The organism is Pseudomonas sp. P4_C4 (genome assembly GCF_056402055.1).
The window spans coordinates 69,113-84,469 of the sequence record NZ_JBFUID010000025.1; the positions used below are offsets into that span (position 1 = coordinate 69,113).

The 15,357-nt window shown below is 61.3% G+C and carries 13 protein-coding genes and 1 pseudogene; 1 reads left to right on the forward strand and 13 read right to left on the reverse strand.

Annotated features, from left to right (window positions below; translation table 11 throughout):
• Nucleotides 1–3: 3 nt before the first annotated feature.
• The 13 genes and pseudogenes from AC1DXW_RS15075 to gtdA form a co-directional block, all read right to left on the reverse strand.
• Nucleotides 4–1,053: a WD40/YVTN/BNR-like repeat-containing protein gene (locus AC1DXW_RS15075; protein WP_477752726.1), complete on the reverse strand. Its 1,050-nt coding sequence runs from the start codon at nucleotides 1,051–1,053 to the stop codon at nucleotides 4–6.
• Between the two features lie 195 nt (nucleotides 1,054–1,248).
• Nucleotides 1,249–1,962 carry a methyl-accepting chemotaxis protein gene (locus AC1DXW_RS15080; RefSeq protein ID WP_477760159.1) on the reverse strand — a complete coding sequence of 238 codons (714 nt, stop codon included), beginning with the start codon at nucleotides 1,960–1,962 and terminating at the stop codon, nucleotides 1,249–1,251.
• Nucleotides 1,939–3,360: pseudogene (locus AC1DXW_RS15085) on the reverse strand (PDC sensor domain-containing protein); the annotation flags it as partial. The pseudogene AC1DXW_RS15085 and the gene AC1DXW_RS15080, both read right to left, overlap by 24 nt.
• Complete coding sequence (gene dmpG, locus AC1DXW_RS15090) at nucleotides 3,323–4,342, reverse strand: 4-hydroxy-2-oxovalerate aldolase (RefSeq protein WP_477752725.1); 1,020 nt, start codon at nucleotides 4,340–4,342, stop codon at nucleotides 3,323–3,325. The pseudogene AC1DXW_RS15085 and the gene dmpG, both read right to left, overlap by 38 nt.
• 10 nt (nucleotides 4,343–4,352) lie before the next feature.
• The gene (locus AC1DXW_RS15095; protein WP_477752724.1) at nucleotides 4,353–5,288 is read right to left on the reverse strand and encodes an acetaldehyde dehydrogenase (acetylating); all 936 of its coding nucleotides are present in this window, start codon (nucleotides 5,286–5,288) and stop codon (nucleotides 4,353–4,355) included.
• A 12-nt stretch (nucleotides 5,289–5,300) separates the two neighbouring features.
• Nucleotides 5,301–6,089, reverse strand: coding sequence for a 2-keto-4-pentenoate hydratase (mhpD, locus tag AC1DXW_RS15100; protein ID WP_477752723.1), 789 nt, complete (start codon nucleotides 6,087–6,089; stop codon nucleotides 5,301–5,303).
• A 118-nt stretch (nucleotides 6,090–6,207) separates the two neighbouring features.
• Nucleotides 6,208–7,077: an alpha/beta fold hydrolase gene (locus AC1DXW_RS15105; protein WP_477752722.1), complete on the reverse strand. Its 870-nt coding sequence runs from the start codon at nucleotides 7,075–7,077 to the stop codon at nucleotides 6,208–6,210.
• 43 nt (nucleotides 7,078–7,120) lie between these two features.
• On the reverse strand, nucleotides 7,121–8,065 hold the full coding sequence (mhpB, locus tag AC1DXW_RS15110) for a 3-carboxyethylcatechol 2,3-dioxygenase (RefSeq protein ID WP_477752721.1): 945 nt from the start codon (nucleotides 8,063–8,065) through the stop codon (nucleotides 7,121–7,123).
• 382 nt (nucleotides 8,066–8,447) lie between these two features.
• Complete coding sequence (locus tag AC1DXW_RS15115) at nucleotides 8,448–9,647, reverse strand: 3-hydroxybenzoate 6-monooxygenase (RefSeq protein WP_477760157.1); 1,200 nt, start codon at nucleotides 9,645–9,647, stop codon at nucleotides 8,448–8,450.
• Between the two features lie 65 nt (nucleotides 9,648–9,712).
• Nucleotides 9,713–10,351, reverse strand: a complete 639-nt coding sequence (gene maiA / locus AC1DXW_RS15120; RefSeq protein ID WP_477752719.1) for a maleylacetoacetate isomerase — start codon at nucleotides 10,349–10,351, stop codon at nucleotides 9,713–9,715.
• Between the two features lie 21 nt (nucleotides 10,352–10,372).
• Complete coding sequence (locus AC1DXW_RS15125) at nucleotides 10,373–11,740, reverse strand: MFS transporter (RefSeq protein WP_477760158.1); 1,368 nt, start codon at nucleotides 11,738–11,740, stop codon at nucleotides 10,373–10,375.
• 88 nt (nucleotides 11,741–11,828) lie between these two features.
• On the reverse strand, nucleotides 11,829–12,527 hold the full coding sequence (locus AC1DXW_RS15130) for a fumarylacetoacetate hydrolase family protein (protein WP_477752717.1): 699 nt from the start codon (nucleotides 12,525–12,527) through the stop codon (nucleotides 11,829–11,831).
• 30 nt (nucleotides 12,528–12,557) lie between these two features.
• Nucleotides 12,558–13,607 carry a gentisate 1,2-dioxygenase gene (gene gtdA, locus AC1DXW_RS15135; protein WP_477752716.1) on the reverse strand — a complete coding sequence of 350 codons (1,050 nt, stop codon included), beginning with the start codon at nucleotides 13,605–13,607 and terminating at the stop codon, nucleotides 12,558–12,560.
• Between the two features lie 174 nt (nucleotides 13,608–13,781).
• On the opposite strand from gtdA, the gene AC1DXW_RS15140 reads away from it, so the two are divergent.
• Nucleotides 13,782–14,717 carry a LysR substrate-binding domain-containing protein gene (locus AC1DXW_RS15140; protein ID WP_477752715.1) on the forward strand — a complete coding sequence of 312 codons (936 nt, stop codon included), beginning with the start codon at nucleotides 13,782–13,784 and terminating at the stop codon, nucleotides 14,715–14,717.
• The last annotated feature ends 640 nt before the right edge of the window (nucleotides 14,718–15,357 follow it).

Genomic DNA, 15,357 nt, shown 5'->3' on the forward strand with positions numbered 1-15,357 from the left:
GGATCAGGGTTTCAGAGGCGACCAGCGCCGGTCGTTCCAGCGACCAAGGTCGGCGCCGGCCAGCCAGAGATCGTTGCCGACGGCCAGGGCACGGGTGTGCCAGGACAGGTTGCGGTCATCCAGAACGCCGACCTTCCAGCTGTCGGCCTCGCCGCTGCCGCTCACCCAGCGCCCCAGCGAGCCGGTGGCGAACCAGCGAGCCTGGGTCGGGTTCCACAGCACGTCGAACAGGTGATCGCGTATGCCCAGGTTGATGTTCTGCCACTGCCGGCCAGCATCGCTGGTCACCAGCAGCGCACCTTCCAGGCCGACCGCCACACCGTTCTGTGCATCGCGAAACTGCACCGACATCAGCGAGCCGGGCAGCGGCGCTTCGATTGCTTCCCAGTGCTGACCGAGGTCATCGCTGCGCAGGATGCGGCCGAATTCACCAACCACCACCAGCTGACCGCCATCGAGGATGGCCACATCGTTCCAGGCCACGTCTTCTTCTTCGCGCAGGCGCTGCCAGCTCTGGCCATAGTCATGGCTGATCAGCAACGCACCCATCTCGCCGGTGGCGATGGCCAGGCCGCCCGCAGCGATACGCACGCGGTTGAGCTTGTTGGCGACCTGCGAGCGCGGCACATTGGCCGCCGCTTGCCAGAAATGACCGCCGTCCAGGCTGAACAGCACAACGCCGTCGTTACCGACCGCCACGGCATGGCTGCCGTCCCATGCGGCGATGTCCTGCAGGGTGAGTTCGGTCGGCGTAGTCAGGCGGCGTAACTGGCCGTTCGCAGCGAAAGCGAGGATCTTGCCATTCGAGCCGCTGGCCCAGACTTCACCGCCCGGGGTCAGGGCCAGACCGTAGAAATGGTCCCGTCGTTCGAGCAGCGGCGGCGTCACCGTGGCGCCCACCGGTTGCGGTTTGATGAACAGACCGGCCCACAGCAGGCCGCCGATGATCGCCCACGGAAGCGCCGCCATCAGGGCACGCAGGGCGCGTTGACCGAGGGTCGCAGGCGACACCGGCAAGGCCGTGGTTTGATCGATTTTTATAAGTTTTGACATGGGTCGATTCCGCCGGGTTAGCGTCGTCTATGGCTGACGACTGAGGCAGTTCGACTCTAAAGTCATGGCCGAACAGGGGACTATCCCGGCACTGCCTGACTTGTCCCTTGGGCGCCAATTAATGTCGAAGCGGGCATTTTTCGGAGTGACGGGCGCGCCGCGAACCCTGACCGGTCCGCCGCACGCTACCGGTGCTTACAGTCGAAAGCGGCTGACCAAACCGTTCAGGCGACCCGCCAGGGTCTGCAGGTGGTGACTGCGCTGGTGAACCTGGCCAGCACTCTGTGAAGCGCTTTGCGCGGAACTGGCGATGGTCACCAGGCTTTTCGACAGCTGTTCACTGGTGGTGGCCTGCTGCTCGGTAGCCGTGGCAATCTGCCGGCTCATGTCGCGCACCTGGCCAATCATTTCGGTGATGCGCTGCAGTGCCATGCCGGCCTCACGCGCGTTGGCGACATTCGCCTGAGAGGTGTCGCGGCTCTTCTGGACCATCGCCACCACACTGCGCGTGCTGTCCTGGATCATGCCGATGCTCTTGCCGACTTCCTCGGTCGAGCTGTGCGTGCGCCGCGCCAGGGCGCGCACTTCGTCGGCAACGACGGCGAAACCACGGCCCTGCTCGCCGGCCCGCGCCGACTCGATCGCCGCGTTGAGTGCCAGCAGGTTGGTTTGCTCGGCTATATCACGGATCACCGCCACCACTACGCCAATGGCCTGGCTGGCTTGGTCCAGTTGTCCGGTCAGCTGGGATATCTGTCCGAGCAGCTGCGCATCCTCGACGATGGCGCTGCTTAACCGGGCCACCGTGGCCTGCCCCTGCGCCACCGCCAGATCCCCCTCCTGGGTGGCCTGTGCAGCCTGAACGGCATTGGCGGCCACCTCCTCGACGGTCATGGCCATCTGCTGCATAGCGGTGGCCAGCTGACCGATCTCATCTCGCTGGGTATCGACCACGACGCCGGTGGACTGGCTTTCCTGCTGCAGGCTGGTGGAGGTCTGTTGCAGGGACTCGCTGTTGCMTTTGATCTCTCCCACCAAGTCGGCCATGGTGCCAAGGAAGCCGTTGAGTGCATGGGCCAGGGTTGCCAGCTCGTCGCGCCCCTTGACCGGTAGGCGCGACCGCAGGTCCGCCTCGCCCGAGGCCAGCTGCGCAATGGCCTGCACCACCACATTCAGCGGTCGCGCCATGGCTTGGCCAAGCAACAGGATCAGACCACCGACCAGCAGCACGGCGACGCTGCCGAGAATGAGCATCTTGATCGCGAGGGTCTTGACGCCACCGAGCACCGCCGCGCTGGGCAGGGCAACGCCGAACGACCAGGGTGTAGCGGTATTGCCGATGACGACCGGCACCGCGAGCATGAAGACTTCTTCGCGCATCGCCGGTGAGACGAAGCGCAGGGACAGGGACTTGCCGTTACGCACCGCATCGATCATCGACTGCAAGTGGTCGCCCAGAAAATCCGCCTCGGTATCGGCTTCACGGCGACCCACACGCGTCGGATCAGGATGAGCGACCAGCGTCGTATCATGGGCAGTCAGCGCCGCCAGACCTACATCCAAAGGGCGCAGTTGGCCGACTCGCCGCTGCAGTTGATCGGCATCCAGGCCCAGGCCCAGTGTGCCGACAAGCTGCCCGTTCACGCGCACCGGCACTTGCACGAGGATCACCGGTCGCGATGCAGAAAGGCCAGGTAGCGCACGCGGCGGCGCGACACTTTCGCGCTCGCCCCCCATAGTTCCCAGCGCCTCGCGCACCGCCTCACGTGATGCGCCCGGGGCCGGCTGCAGGCCCTGCTCGCCGCGTAGCCAATACAGCGTGTCGCCGGTTTGCGCAGGCAACCACCAGGCGGCGCTTGCCTGCGGGCTGTTCTGCAACAGCGATTCGAGCAACTGATCAGCGATGCGGCTGTCCACCAGCTTGCCGTCGACTATTTCCCGCGACAGCAGGTCAGCACTGGTCCGCACGCCTTGCAGCGCGCTGTCAAACCAGGCGGCAATCTCGGCGGCTTGTTGATGGACGATGGCGTCCACCGCAACTTCCGCCAGTGCCTCGGTAGAGGTGCGACTCGACTGGTAGACCAACAGTATTGTCGCCAGATAGATCAACAGCGTCAGTGGCAGGATGGTGAACAGTAGTTTGTTCTTCAGGGATAGGTTGGCCAGCATGACGAACTCCTGTAGAGGGCGGCCAGGCCGAGAGTCCCTGGCCAGCACACTTGCGATGCCCCCGGCGAGCGACTGCCCGCCGGGGGAGCCAGTACCCGGATCAGGACCTGGTGGTGGCCAGCAAGTCCAGCGCCACATCGACGATCATGTCTTCCTGACCGCCAACCATGCGCCGCTTGCCCAGCTCGACGAGGATGTCGAGGGTCTTGAGGCCGTACTTGGCGGCGGCGATTTCGGCGTGGCGCAGGAAGCTCGAATAGACCCCGGCATAGCCCAGCGCCAGGGTTTCGCGATCGACCCGCACCGGCCGGTCCTGCAGCGGACGGACAATGTCATCCGCCGCGTCCATTAACGTGTAGAGATCGGTGCCGTGATTCCAGCCGAGGCGCTCGGCAGCGGCGATGAACACCTCCAGCGGCGCGTTGCCGGCCCCGGCGCCCATCCCGGCGAGGCTGGCATCGATGCGGTCACAGCCCTCCTCCACCGCCGTGATCGAGTTGGCCACACCGAGGCTCAGGTTGTGGTGGGCATGCATGCCGGTTTCGGTTTCCGGCTTGAGCACCGCCTTGAACGCGCGGAAGCGCTCGCGCACGTCCTGCATGTTCATCGCCCCGCCGGAGTCGGCCATGTACACGCAGGTCGCGCCGTAGCTCTCCATCAGTTTGGCCTGCTGCGCGAGGTGCTCCGGCGCGATCATGTGGCTCATCATCAGGAAACCGACGGTGTCCATGCCTAGCTCGCGGGCGTATTCGATGTGCTGTTTCGACACATCCGCTTCAGTGCAATGGGTGGCGATGCGCACCACCCGGGCACCGGCGTCGTAGGCCGCCTTGAGGTCATGCACCGTACCGATGCCGGGCAACAACAGGGTGGTGATTTTGGCGTGGCTGATCACATCGGCGGCCGCTTCAATCCACTCCAGATCGGTATGGGCGGCGAAGCCGTAGTTGAAGCTCGAACCTTGCAGGCCGTCGCCGTGGGCGACTTCGATCGCGTCGACCCTGGCCTTGTCCAAGGCGCGCGCTATGTCCTGCACGTTCTGGATCGAATACTGATGGCGTACGGCGTGGCTGCCGTCGCGCAGGGTGACGTCGGAGATGTAGAGTTTTTTGCCGTTCATGAAATTCTCCTCAGGCCTGTTGCATCGACTGCGCCATGCGCTCGGCGGTGGCCAAGGCTGCGGAGGTCATGATGTCGAGGTTGCCGGCATAGGCTGGCAGGTAATGGGCGGCGCCTTCGACTTCGAGGAACACCGAGGTCTTGAGGCCGGAGAATTTGCCCAGGCCAGGGATGTTCAGTGGTGCGTCTTCAGGAATCACGTCGAACTGGACTTTCTGCTTCAAACGATAGCCCGGCACATAGGCCTGCACCGCAGCCGCCATCTCGACGATGGAGGCTTCGACCCTGGCTTGGTCGACCGCTTCGGACAACACAAACACCGTGTCGCGCATCATCAACGGCGGCTCGGCCGGGTTCATCACGATGATCGCCTTGCCCTTGGCTGCACCGCCGATCACTTCGATAGCCTTGGAGGTGGTTTCGGTGAATTCGTCGATGTTGGCGCGAGTGCCGGGACCGGCGGATTTGCTGGCGATCGAGGCGACGATTTCGGCGTAATGCACCTTGGCCACCCGCGATACCGCCGCGACCATCGGGATGGTCGCCTGACCGCCGCAGGTGACCATGTTGACGTTGAGCTGGTCGAGGTTCTGTTCCAGGTTGACCACCGGCACACAGTACGGGCCGATGGCCGCCGGGGTCAGGTCGATCAGGCGAATCCCCGGCTTGACCGAACGCAAGAAGGCGTCGTTCTTCACGTGGGCGCCGGCCGAGGTCGCATCGAAGACGAAATCGATGTCCTTGAACACGTCCATGCGAGTCAGGCCTTCGACGCCTTCGTGGGTGGTGGCCACGCCCATGCGCTGAGCGCGGGCCAGGCCGTCGGAGGCTGGATCGATACCGACCATCACCGCCATGTCCAGGTAACGGGCATTGCGCAGAATCTTGATCATCAGGTCGGTGCCGATGTTGCCCGAGCCGATGATGGCGACTTTGAGTTTTTTCATGGGTAGTGCCTCTTATGCAAAGTCGACAGCAACGCGACCGATACCGTCGATAACGGTTTCGAACCGATCACCGGCCGCGACCGTGACCATCGGCCCGAGCGCGCCGGTCAGGATGATGTCGCCGGCCTTGAGCGGCTCACCGAGCCGCGCCATGGTGCGGGCCAGCCAGACGGCCGCATTGAGTGGATGACCGAGGCATTCGGCGCCGCTGCCGCTGGAGACCTCTTCGCCATTGCGGGTCATGTGCATGCTGGCCTGGCGCAGGTCGAGCCCATCGATACGTCGGGCAGGGCCACCCAATACAAAGCAGCCACTGGAGGCGTTGTCAGCCACGGTATCGACGAAACGGATGTTCCAGCCTTGAACACGACTGCCGACGATTTCCAGCGCCGGCAATACGAATCCGGTGGCCGCCAGGACCTCAGCGAAAGTGGTGTCGACGCTTGGCAGGTCGCGCTCCAGGATCAGCGCGATTTCGGCTTCAATCTTCGGTTGCAGCACGCTGGCCAATGGCACCACCTGGTTGTCGCCGTAACACATGTCGGCGAACARGGTGCCGAAGTCCGGCTGATCCACACCCAATTGACATTGCACCTTGGGATTGGTCAGGCCGATCTTGCGACCGACCACGCGCCGACCGTTGGCGACGCCATGGGCGACGTTGAGCCGCTGAATGGCATAAGCGGCCTCGGCGTTGTCTTCGCCAATCTGTTCACGCAGCGGTTCGATCGCTTCACCGCGGGCCTGGGCCTGGCGCAAGGCGCTGGCCAGTTGATCCAGAGTTTGTTGGGTAACACTCATAACTCACCTCAGAGATTGCGCGCCGTTCAAGCCCCGCCCGATACCCTGCCAAGAGGGTATCGAGCATCCCTGTCGCTGGAGTGGGAGGAACCGAAGTCCGCCAGCGCCAGGTGCCCGATCAGTGGCTCAGGAAATCCAGCACCATGCGGTTGAACTTGTCGGCGTGCTCCCACTGCGCCCAGTGGCCACAGCTGTTGAACACGTGCAGTTCGGAATTGGGGATGCCGGCGATCAGCCGCAGACCGGTGTCCATGGGTACGAAGCGGTCGTTACGGCCCCAGATGACCAGCGTCTGCGCCATGATTTCGCCCAGACGCGGACCGAAATCAGGGAACTGTTTCGGATTGATGGAATGGCTCTCGACGAAATTTTCCAGGTGGTCCCGACGTGACAGCATGTTGTCCAGGCGAGTCTGGAACAGCGCTTCAGTGAGGTCGCTGGTGTCGAAGACAAAGACGTTCATCATCTTCTTCAGGTTCTCGACGGTCGGCTCCCGGTACAGCCCCTGCAGCAACTTGATGCCTTCGGTCGGCATCGGCACGAACGAACTCGCACCACCGGTACCGCCGCCCATCAGCACCAGTTTGCCGACCCGCTGCGGGTTGGCCAGAGCGAAGGCGACAGCGCTGTGACCGCCCATGGAGTTACCGAGAATATGCACTCGCTCAAGGCCCAGTACATCGAGCAGCCCCTCCAGCACGCGGGCATTAAGATCCGAGCGTGAGCCGGTGCAAACGATGGAGTCGCTCTTGCTCCAGCCTGGGCAATCCATGAGGATCACCCGATAGCCGGCCTCGACCAATGGCTCGATGTTGCGGTTGAAGTTGGCCCAGCCGCTGGCGCCCGGACCAGAACCGTGCAGCATCACTACCGTCTCGGCGCCTTGGCCGCAGTCGTTGTAATGGATGTTCAGCTCAAGATCGCCTTCGTTGATACGAGCGAATTTGCTGCTGGACGCTTCGGTCAGGGCTTGGGATGTTTCTCTCATTGGCTAACTCCTTGAGTTCAGAGAATGGCATTACGAAGTCGCTTCAGACCGACGGTTGGGCACTGAGCGAGCCGAAGCCAGCGATCCATTCGGGAATCGGGCGGTAGTAACGGTCGTTTGCCTGATAGGGGCCAAAGGCCGAGAGCGCGGCGAAAGCCGCCACCCAGGTTTTCACTTCGTGAGTGGACTTACCGGCAAGGGCAGACAGCTCGGCATTGCCCAATCCGTCCAGTTCGGCAAGGCGGCCCTCGGCAAGAATGTCGAGGAACTGCTGATCCCATTCCGGATTGAGCGGGTGCAGCGAACTCTGGTCTTCGATGAAGCGTTGAGCCGCGAGGATGACCCGCTGCTGGCGCGCTTCACGCTCATCGGCCGGCAGGTTTCGGCCGCTGCCCATCAGTCGGTCGGCCATGCGGGCATCCACTTTGGCCAGTTCCGGCACCGGCGGCTGATGCGACAGACCGCCAGATGCAAGGAACAGGACCCGTTTATTCAGCGTGCGGGCAAAAGTCCCGATGGCCTCGCCGAGCAGGCGGGCCCGCTGGAAACCCGGAAGCGGGATGGCCACCGAGTTGACGAAGACCGGGATTACCGGGCAACGATCGAGTCCGCCAAGCAGCAGCTCGAGCGGTTGGGCAAAGCCATGATCCACCTGCATGCGATAAGACACCGCAACATCGACGCCAGCCTCCAGCACTGTATTAGCGCAAGCTTCGGCCAGATCCCCGGGAACACTGAGCGGACCGGCAGCGGTGCCGAAGTCGCCGATGGCATGGGCGGCCATGCCAATGCAGAACGATGGCATCACGTCATAGAAAAAGCCGTTGTAGTGATCCGGTGCGAACAGGATCACCAGCTCCGGATCGAACTGCGCGATCCGCTGCCGGGCGTCGGCCACCACGCCATCGACCTCGGCCAGCACCGCCGGAAGCGGATCGACATGACCGACCAGCGGGGTATGCGACAGGCATTGCAGGTAGGCACTCACTTCAGGCCACCGTGCTTACACGAAAGGGTGACTCGGTACGTCGCATCATTCATGAGCGATCAACTCCGTAGCAGACATCAGTAACCAACCTTGATTGGCGCTCTGGTTTCGTCGGTTGGCATCTCACGCAAAAACTTCGTCCGGCAAGGCACGTGGTCGTCGGTGCTCATTTCTAACAGCGGTCCCAATACGTCGCCATCGACATGACCCGATCATAGGAAGCTCTCCCGGCATCGGCGCTCCAATGGGTTACGCCGTTATCCCGACAGCGCAAAAAGCTGCGCCAAAGAACGACTTTTCTTTGGACGAAAAAAATGGACCTCTTTTCAGAGATCCAATTTTTAATGGCCCGCGCTTGCGTTAAGCGAAGTCGATAGGCGTATCAGTGCTTCATGCAGTTATCGAGGCTCCAGCCGTACAGCCATTGTATGGCGTCGTAGAACTGCTCCTGCGCACGTCCGTCCCATAGCTGATTGCGCACCTGACGCTCGACGCCTTTGGCGTGGTAGAGGCGTCCCATCTCCCTGGCCGACCAGAGGATTCGGGCGGTGCGTGGGATACGGATGGTTTCGTACAGACGGAAAGCCGCTTGCAGGTCGAAGTTGCATTGCTTGACGGCCTGCCCCAGTACCACGGCGTCCTCCAGTGCGCTGCAGGCGCCTTGGGCCAGGTATTGGGTCATGGGATGCGCGGCGTCGCCGAGGATGGTCGCGCGACCTTCGCCCCAATTTTCCACCGGCTCACGGTCAGCCGTGGCCCAGCGCCGCCAGGAGGTCGGACGGTCAAGCATTTGCCGTGGGCGCGGGTGAATACCTTCGAAGTAGCTCAACACTTCCTCTTTGCTGCCTTCGGTAACGCCCCACTCTTCCTGTTCCTTGCTGTGGAAGGTGACGACCAGATTGTATTGCTTGCCACCACGCAGCGGGTAATGCACCAGGTGGCAACGCGGGCCTGCCCAGAGCATCGGCGCGTTAACGCGCAAGTCCTCGGGCATGTCATTTTCCTCGACCACCGCGCGGTACACCACGTGCCCGGTCACCCGCGGCGGCTCGCCATGCAGTGCATCGCGAACCACCGAGCGCACACCGTCGCAGCCAATCACGGCATCGGCGCGGTAGGTATTGCCGTGACTGTCGGTCAGCGTTACGCCATCGGCGTCCTGCTCAAGGTTTTTAATGCAGACCGAGGTTTTGAACTGAATCAGCGGGTTGTTTTGCACCACTTCCAGAATCGACAAATGAATGTCGACACGGTGGATTACGCCATAGGGGTTGCCGAAGCGCTTGCGGAACGCTTCACCGACATCGATGCGAGCGACTTCGTGGGCATCGATTGCATCCATCATGATCAGATGATCAGTGAACACCGAGCGACTCCGTGCGGCCTCGCCCGCTCCCAGAGCGTCGAGCGCCGCATAGGCATTCGGGCCAAGCTGGATGCCGGCACCGATCTCGCCGATATGGTCAGCCTGCTCCAGTAGCAGTACCGCAATACCCTGTTGGGTCAATGCCTGGGCAGCGGCGAGGCCACCGATGCCTCCACCGACGACGATAACCGACTGTTTTTTATCTTGTGCAGTCATGATTCTGGTCTCCAAATACGTTGCTGAGCAGGCTGCTTGAATGAGCAGCGAAGCCTGCCGATTGGTTATGCAATGAAGTCGGGCTGCCGTGCAGGTGCGGCAGCCAGAAATGCAGGCAGCTCCAGGCAATGGCGATACACCGCCATCACCCGCGGGTAAGAGGAAAGGTCGCAGCCCATGCGCTCGGCATTGGCCACTTGCGGTATCAGGCAGCAGTCGGCCAGGCCAGGCTCGTCACCCATACAGTAGTCGCCGCTGCCATGGCGGCGCAGCAGCGCTTCGACGGCGCCCAGGCCTTCGGCCACCCAATGTTTGTACCAGGCAGTCTTTTGCTCAGCGGTGACGGCCAATACGTTCTGCAGGTAATTGAGTACCCGTACGTTGTTGACGGGATGGATATCGCAGCCGATCAGGTTGGCGATTTCCAGCACGCGGGCACGCTGCAGGGCATCGGCCGGGATCAGACGTGGGCCGGGGTACTGGCTGTCGAGGTAGTCRATGATGGCCAGGGATTGGGTCAACAGATCGCCATCGGCGTTGAGCACCGGCACACCGCCAATTGGGCTGCGCTCGCGATGTTCGCCACTGTATTGTTGACCGACCCGCAGGTTGATGCCCTGGTAGTCGTAGGGCAGCTCCTTCAACGCAAGCGCGATACGCACCCGGTAGGAGGTGGAGCTGTTGAAGAAACTGTAGAGCTTCATAGTGACAGTACCTATGGCAGATCAATGAACGACGATTGGGGTCTGCTGCAGCGAGCGGCTGTAGCGTAGGCCCATCAGAAATATCGCCACGCTGGCCAGCACGGCGGGCACCATCAGGAGGGTGAAGACGCCGCTAAAGCCCATACCCATGCCTAGCATCCAGCCACCGCCGAGGGTACCGAGAACCGCGCCGATGCGGCCGACACCGTGGGCCCAGCTGACCCCGGTGGCACGCATGGTGGTCGGGTAGAAGCCGGCAGCCAGCGCATTGGCCCCCACTTGCGATCCACTGATGCAAAAGCCCATGCCGAACACCCCGAGAATCAACAGGATGTACTGATCATGGAAGAGACCAATCGCCATCAGGCAGAAAGCACCGGTGATGTAGGCGCAGACCAATACCCGGAATGGGTTGCAGCGATCCATGGCCCCACCCAGGACGATAGCGCCCACGGTGCCGCCGACCTGAAACATGGCGCTGACCAGCGCCGCCTGGCTGAGCTGCAGGCCGGTATCCTTGATCAGGATCGGCAGCCAGCTGGTCATCATGTAAATGATCAGCAGACTCATGGAGAACGAACTCCACAGCAGCAGGGTTCCGATGCGATGGCTACCGCTGAGAATCTGGTGGATCGGCGACTGGCGAGTGTTGGATTCACCGATACCATCGTGAATCTCGTAGCTGAGATTGCTTGCCAGCGGTTGCGCTGAAATGCGTTGCAAAATGGCGCTGATCCGCGTCGCAGGCGCCGAGTGCTGCACCAGGAATCGCACCGACTCAGGCAACAGTACAAACAGAAATGGCAGACACAACAGCGGCAACAGGCCGCCAAGAAACAGCACGCTGCGCCACCCAAACACTGGGACCATCTGGGCGGCTACCACACCCCCGAGCGCCGAGCCCAGGGTGAAACCGCAGAACATGGTGGTGACCATCAACGAGCGACGGCGCTGAGGACAGTACTCGGAGGTCAGGGTGATCGCATTGGGCATGGCACCACCCAATCCGAGACCAGTGAGAAATCGCATCGCGGTCAAGCCAAGGACATCCTGCGATGCACAGGCGGCCAGGCTCCACCCACCGAAGAATAAAACGGAAATCAGCAATATGGTTTTGCGACCGAAACGGTCAGCCAACGGGCCTGCGATGAAAGCCCCCAGCATCAGACCCAGCAATGAAGCGCCGAGTACCGGGTTGAGTTGCGCAGGCGTCAAACCCCACTCCTCGCGCAAGGCCGGGGCGATGAAACCGACGGCGGCAGTGTCCAGACCATCAATGGCCGTTACCAGAAAGCATAAGCCCAGAACCAACCACTGAAAGGGGCTGACCGGCCTGGTGTCGATGAAGTCCTGTACATCCACACTGTTATTTTTATCAGTGGAAGACATGAGCGAATCCTCCGGCCCTGCACATTTTTCGGGCCATGTATTGGCGGTTTGATCCGGGGCCGGCGGCGTGGAGCCGGCCCGGAGCGGGTTAAACGACGTCGACCTGGATCTCGCCCAAGCCTTCGACGCCACCGGTCATGCGCTCGCCGACCACCACCGGGCCCACACCTTCCGGCGTACCGGTCATGATCAAGTCGCCAGGCTGCAGTTCGAAGAAGCGCGAGAGATAGCTAATGGTTTCCGGGACAGACCAGATCAGCTTGTCGATATCGCTGCGTTGCTTGTCAGTGCCATTGACCTGCAGCCACAGACCGGCCTTGCTCGGGTGGCCAATCTGGCTGGCCGGGTGCAACGGACCGATCGGAGCCGAGGCATCGAACGCCTTGCCGATTTCCCAGGGGCGGCCCATTTCGCGCATTTTCATCTGCAAGTCACGGCGGGTCATGTCCAGGCCGACGGAGTAGCCATAGACATAGTCGTTGGCCTGCTCCAGCGGAATATCGCGACCTGCCTTGCCAATGGCCACGACGAGCTCGATTTCGTAGTGGTAGTTGCTGGTTTCGGCCGGATAAGGCAGTTCCAGGGGCTGGTAATAAGCCACCGGCACAACGGAGTCGGCCGGTTTGCAGAAAAAGAACGGCGGCTCGCGGTCGGGATCAAAGCCCATTTCCCGCGCATGAGCGGCGTAGTTACGGCCAACGCAATACACCCGGCGCACCGGAAAAGTGTCAGCGCTGCCATTGATCGACAGTGCAGTAACCGCTTGAGGCTCGACAACGTAAGTCATGCTCGACTCCTGATAGAAACGAATTGGGGGTTAACGGGTTTCACGGGATTCGCGAAGAATGCCCAGCGCTTCCTGGACCGGTCGGTCAGAGAAGCTGAACAGCACGCAGTCTTCATCGGTCTGAAAATTCACCGCCGCCCAACTCGGCACAACGAAGATGTCGCGGGCTTCAAACTCATGGCGTTGGCCRGCGATGTTGACGCTGCCCCGACCTTCCACGACCGAAAAAACCGTGGCATCGGTATTGCGGTAAGTCTGGCCACGGAAGCCTCGCGGCAGAATTTGCATGAAGGTCGCGATGGTCGGCATCGGCCAGCCGCCGGTAAGCGGATTCACGTAGCGCAACTTCACCCCATCCCACGGATCGACCTGATCCTGGCGCAACAGGATGTCGAGCGCCTCGCGAGTACGGGCATAGGGGTAGTTGAATACAGGCGAAGTTCGCGAGCTGGATTCATGGCGCATCGGCAGTAAATTCATGCCATAGCGCGCGTAGCTGTTGCCTTCGGGGCGGGTCAGTGGCTGAACCGGCTCCTCGTAGTTTTCGGCGAATCCAGCGCCAAAAAAACGCACCATGGGAATGTCCAGACCATCGAGCCAGATCACCGGCTCGCCGCCTTCGGCTTCAGTCGGGTTGCCATGGTCATGCCAGGTCCAGGAGGGTGTGATGATGAAGTCGCCGGGCTCCATGGTCGTGCGTTCGCCGTCGACTGCCGTAAACGCCCCACGACCTTCGACAACAAAGCGCAGCGCCGATTGACTGTGGCGATGGCTTGGGGCGATCTCACCCGGCAAGATCATTTGCAGTCCGGCGTACAGGCTCGAGGTGATCGAAGCCGAGCCACGGATGGCAGGATTCTCCAGGACCAGAACGCGACGAACCGCTTCTTCTGCCGTGATCAAACGACCCGCTTCAGTCAGATAAGGGCGCAATTCCCGATAACGCCATAACGCACCGACACAGGCATCGGCGGGCTCTTTGGGCACAAGATTGTGCAGCTGCTCCCAAAGCGGAAAGAGATGGTGCTTGTCGATGCGCTGGTAAAAATCGGCACGCACATCGTTGATTTTGTTATTCATCAGGACACCCTGGCGAGTTAGCCGAAGGTCAAACCCTTTAGCCGGGTAAACGCTTCGAAGAGCGGTTTCCATGCGTGGTGGAAACCGTGGCCCGATGAATTATCCTGCAGCATCCCATATCCTAATAATGCTATTTTATGATGCATCCATGCTAATAAATATATAGGTAAAAAGATGGACTGGACCCGCCGACTACGACTCAGTCACCTGCAATTGCTGATCAGCCTGGCCGAGACCGGAAGTATCAGTGAGGCTGCACGGGTGACGTTCACGACTCAGCCGGCCCTTTCGAAATGGCTGAAGGAACTGGAGGACAGTGTTGGCGCGCCCTTATTCGAACGCCATGCCCGCGGGCTCAAACCGACCTCTCAAGGACAGATGCTGCTGGGTCATGCACAGCGGGTTTTGAGTGAAATGGACCGGGCCCAGCAGAATCTGGCGGCCATGCAGGAAGGTAGTTCGTATCGTGTGGCCATCGGCACTTCACCTGCTTCTGCGCCTAACCTGGTGCCGGCGGCGATCATCCAGTTTCTGCGTTTACATCCCAATGCACAGGTGGAGCTTCAGGAAAACACCATGAATGTGCTGCTCGAGCGACTGGAGCAAGGGCAACTGGACCTGGTGGTTGGCCGCTTCGATAACTTCGCCCCACGTCACAGTCTGTGCAGCGAACTGCTGTATGAAGAGACCATGCGGGTGATCAGCAGGCCGGGACACCCGTTGACCTGCCAACCTTCACTGGACTGGGAGGCATTGCATGCCTTCGACTGGATTATGTGGCCGGTGGGCACGCCAATTCGCAGCAAGCTGGACATCGCCCTGACCAACGCCGGTCAACGGCCTTTACCCTATCGGGTGGAGTCATCCTCGCTGATTGCAAACCTGTGGCTGCTGCAATTGAGCGACATGCTCTCGATCGCCTCGGACCGCGTGGCCGACCACTTCACCCAGCGCGGCCTGATCGTCCCGCTGGAGTTTGAACTCGATGCCCTCGGCACATTGGGAATGTGCTGGCGCAAAGGGACAGAGAGCGACCCTGGGATCACCGACCTGCTCGATAGCCTGCGCTACGCGTCAGCCAATCAGATCGAGTTTCCGGATGCTCGCTGAATAAGGCGCCGTAGTGTCCTGTTAGCCACCACGTCATAGCTCGAGTTGCAGACACAAGCGTCGCGCTTCAGTGCGTACTACGCAAAAAGTCCTTGAGCCGCTGCGCCAGGCTTTCCAGGATTCGGGGGCTGTAATGCTGACGATCCCACGCAGCGTGCAGGGTGACCTCATGTTCAATTCCGGAGTAGGTGGCGAGGCCTGGATCAACACACCGTACAGACCGTAGCGCGGCAAATCGGTGACGACGCCTACTCCCCCGACCGTTGGCCGCGAGAGCCTGGATGATCTGCGATTTCGCGCAAGGATCCCCATGAACCACCATGCCCTACTAGTACAACGTTGATTCTCAGTATCTGCCTGATCACCTTGTTCGGTGCGCTCGGCTAGTCGCCATAAGCTAACCCCCAGTGGACAAGAGTTGGAGAAGACTGCCTGACGAGCCGTCAACTAGGTCCATCCCTGCCCTCCATCGCCAAATTTCCTGCGGGGGACATTGGCACACAGAAATCTTGCGTCCATCTCCTCCGGAAGAGGTGATGATTCCACCCAGAGTGTGAGTTAGCAGCGGATTTGGCACCGACCAGGACCTTGCAAGAGATTCCGAGCTGACCGCTAGAAGCCGCGGCCGACGGATCTTTCG

Coding starts and splice junctions, on each gene's coding strand:
- AC1DXW_RS15075 (WP_477752726.1), bottom strand. CDS start 1,053: ATGTCAAAACTTATAAAAATCGATCAAACCACGGCCTTGCCGGTGTCG.
- AC1DXW_RS15080 (WP_477760159.1), bottom strand. CDS start 1,962: ATGCAGCAGATGGCCATGACCGTCGAGGAGGTGGCCGCCAATGCCGTT.
- dmpG (WP_477752725.1), bottom strand. CDS start 4,342: ATGAACGGCAAAAAACTCTACATCTCCGACGTCACCCTGCGCGACGGC.
- AC1DXW_RS15095 (WP_477752724.1), bottom strand. CDS start 5,288: ATGAAAAAACTCAAAGTCGCCATCATCGGCTCGGGCAACATCGGCACC.
- AC1DXW_RS15105 (WP_477752722.1), bottom strand. CDS start 7,077: ATGAGAGAAACATCCCAAGCCCTGACCGAAGCGTCCAGCAGCAAATTC.
- AC1DXW_RS15115 (WP_477760157.1), bottom strand. CDS start 9,647: ATGACTGCACAAGATAAAAAACAGTCGGTTATCGTCGTCGGTGGAGGC.
- AC1DXW_RS15125 (WP_477760158.1), bottom strand. CDS start 11,740: ATGTCTTCCACTGATAAAAATAACAGTGTGGATGTACAGGACTTCATC.
- AC1DXW_RS15130 (WP_477752717.1), bottom strand. CDS start 12,527: ATGACTTACGTTGTCGAGCCTCAAGCGGTTACTGCACTGTCGATCAAT.
- AC1DXW_RS15140 (WP_477752715.1), top strand. CDS start 13,782: ATGGACTGGACCCGCCGACTACGACTCAGTCACCTGCAATTGCTGATC.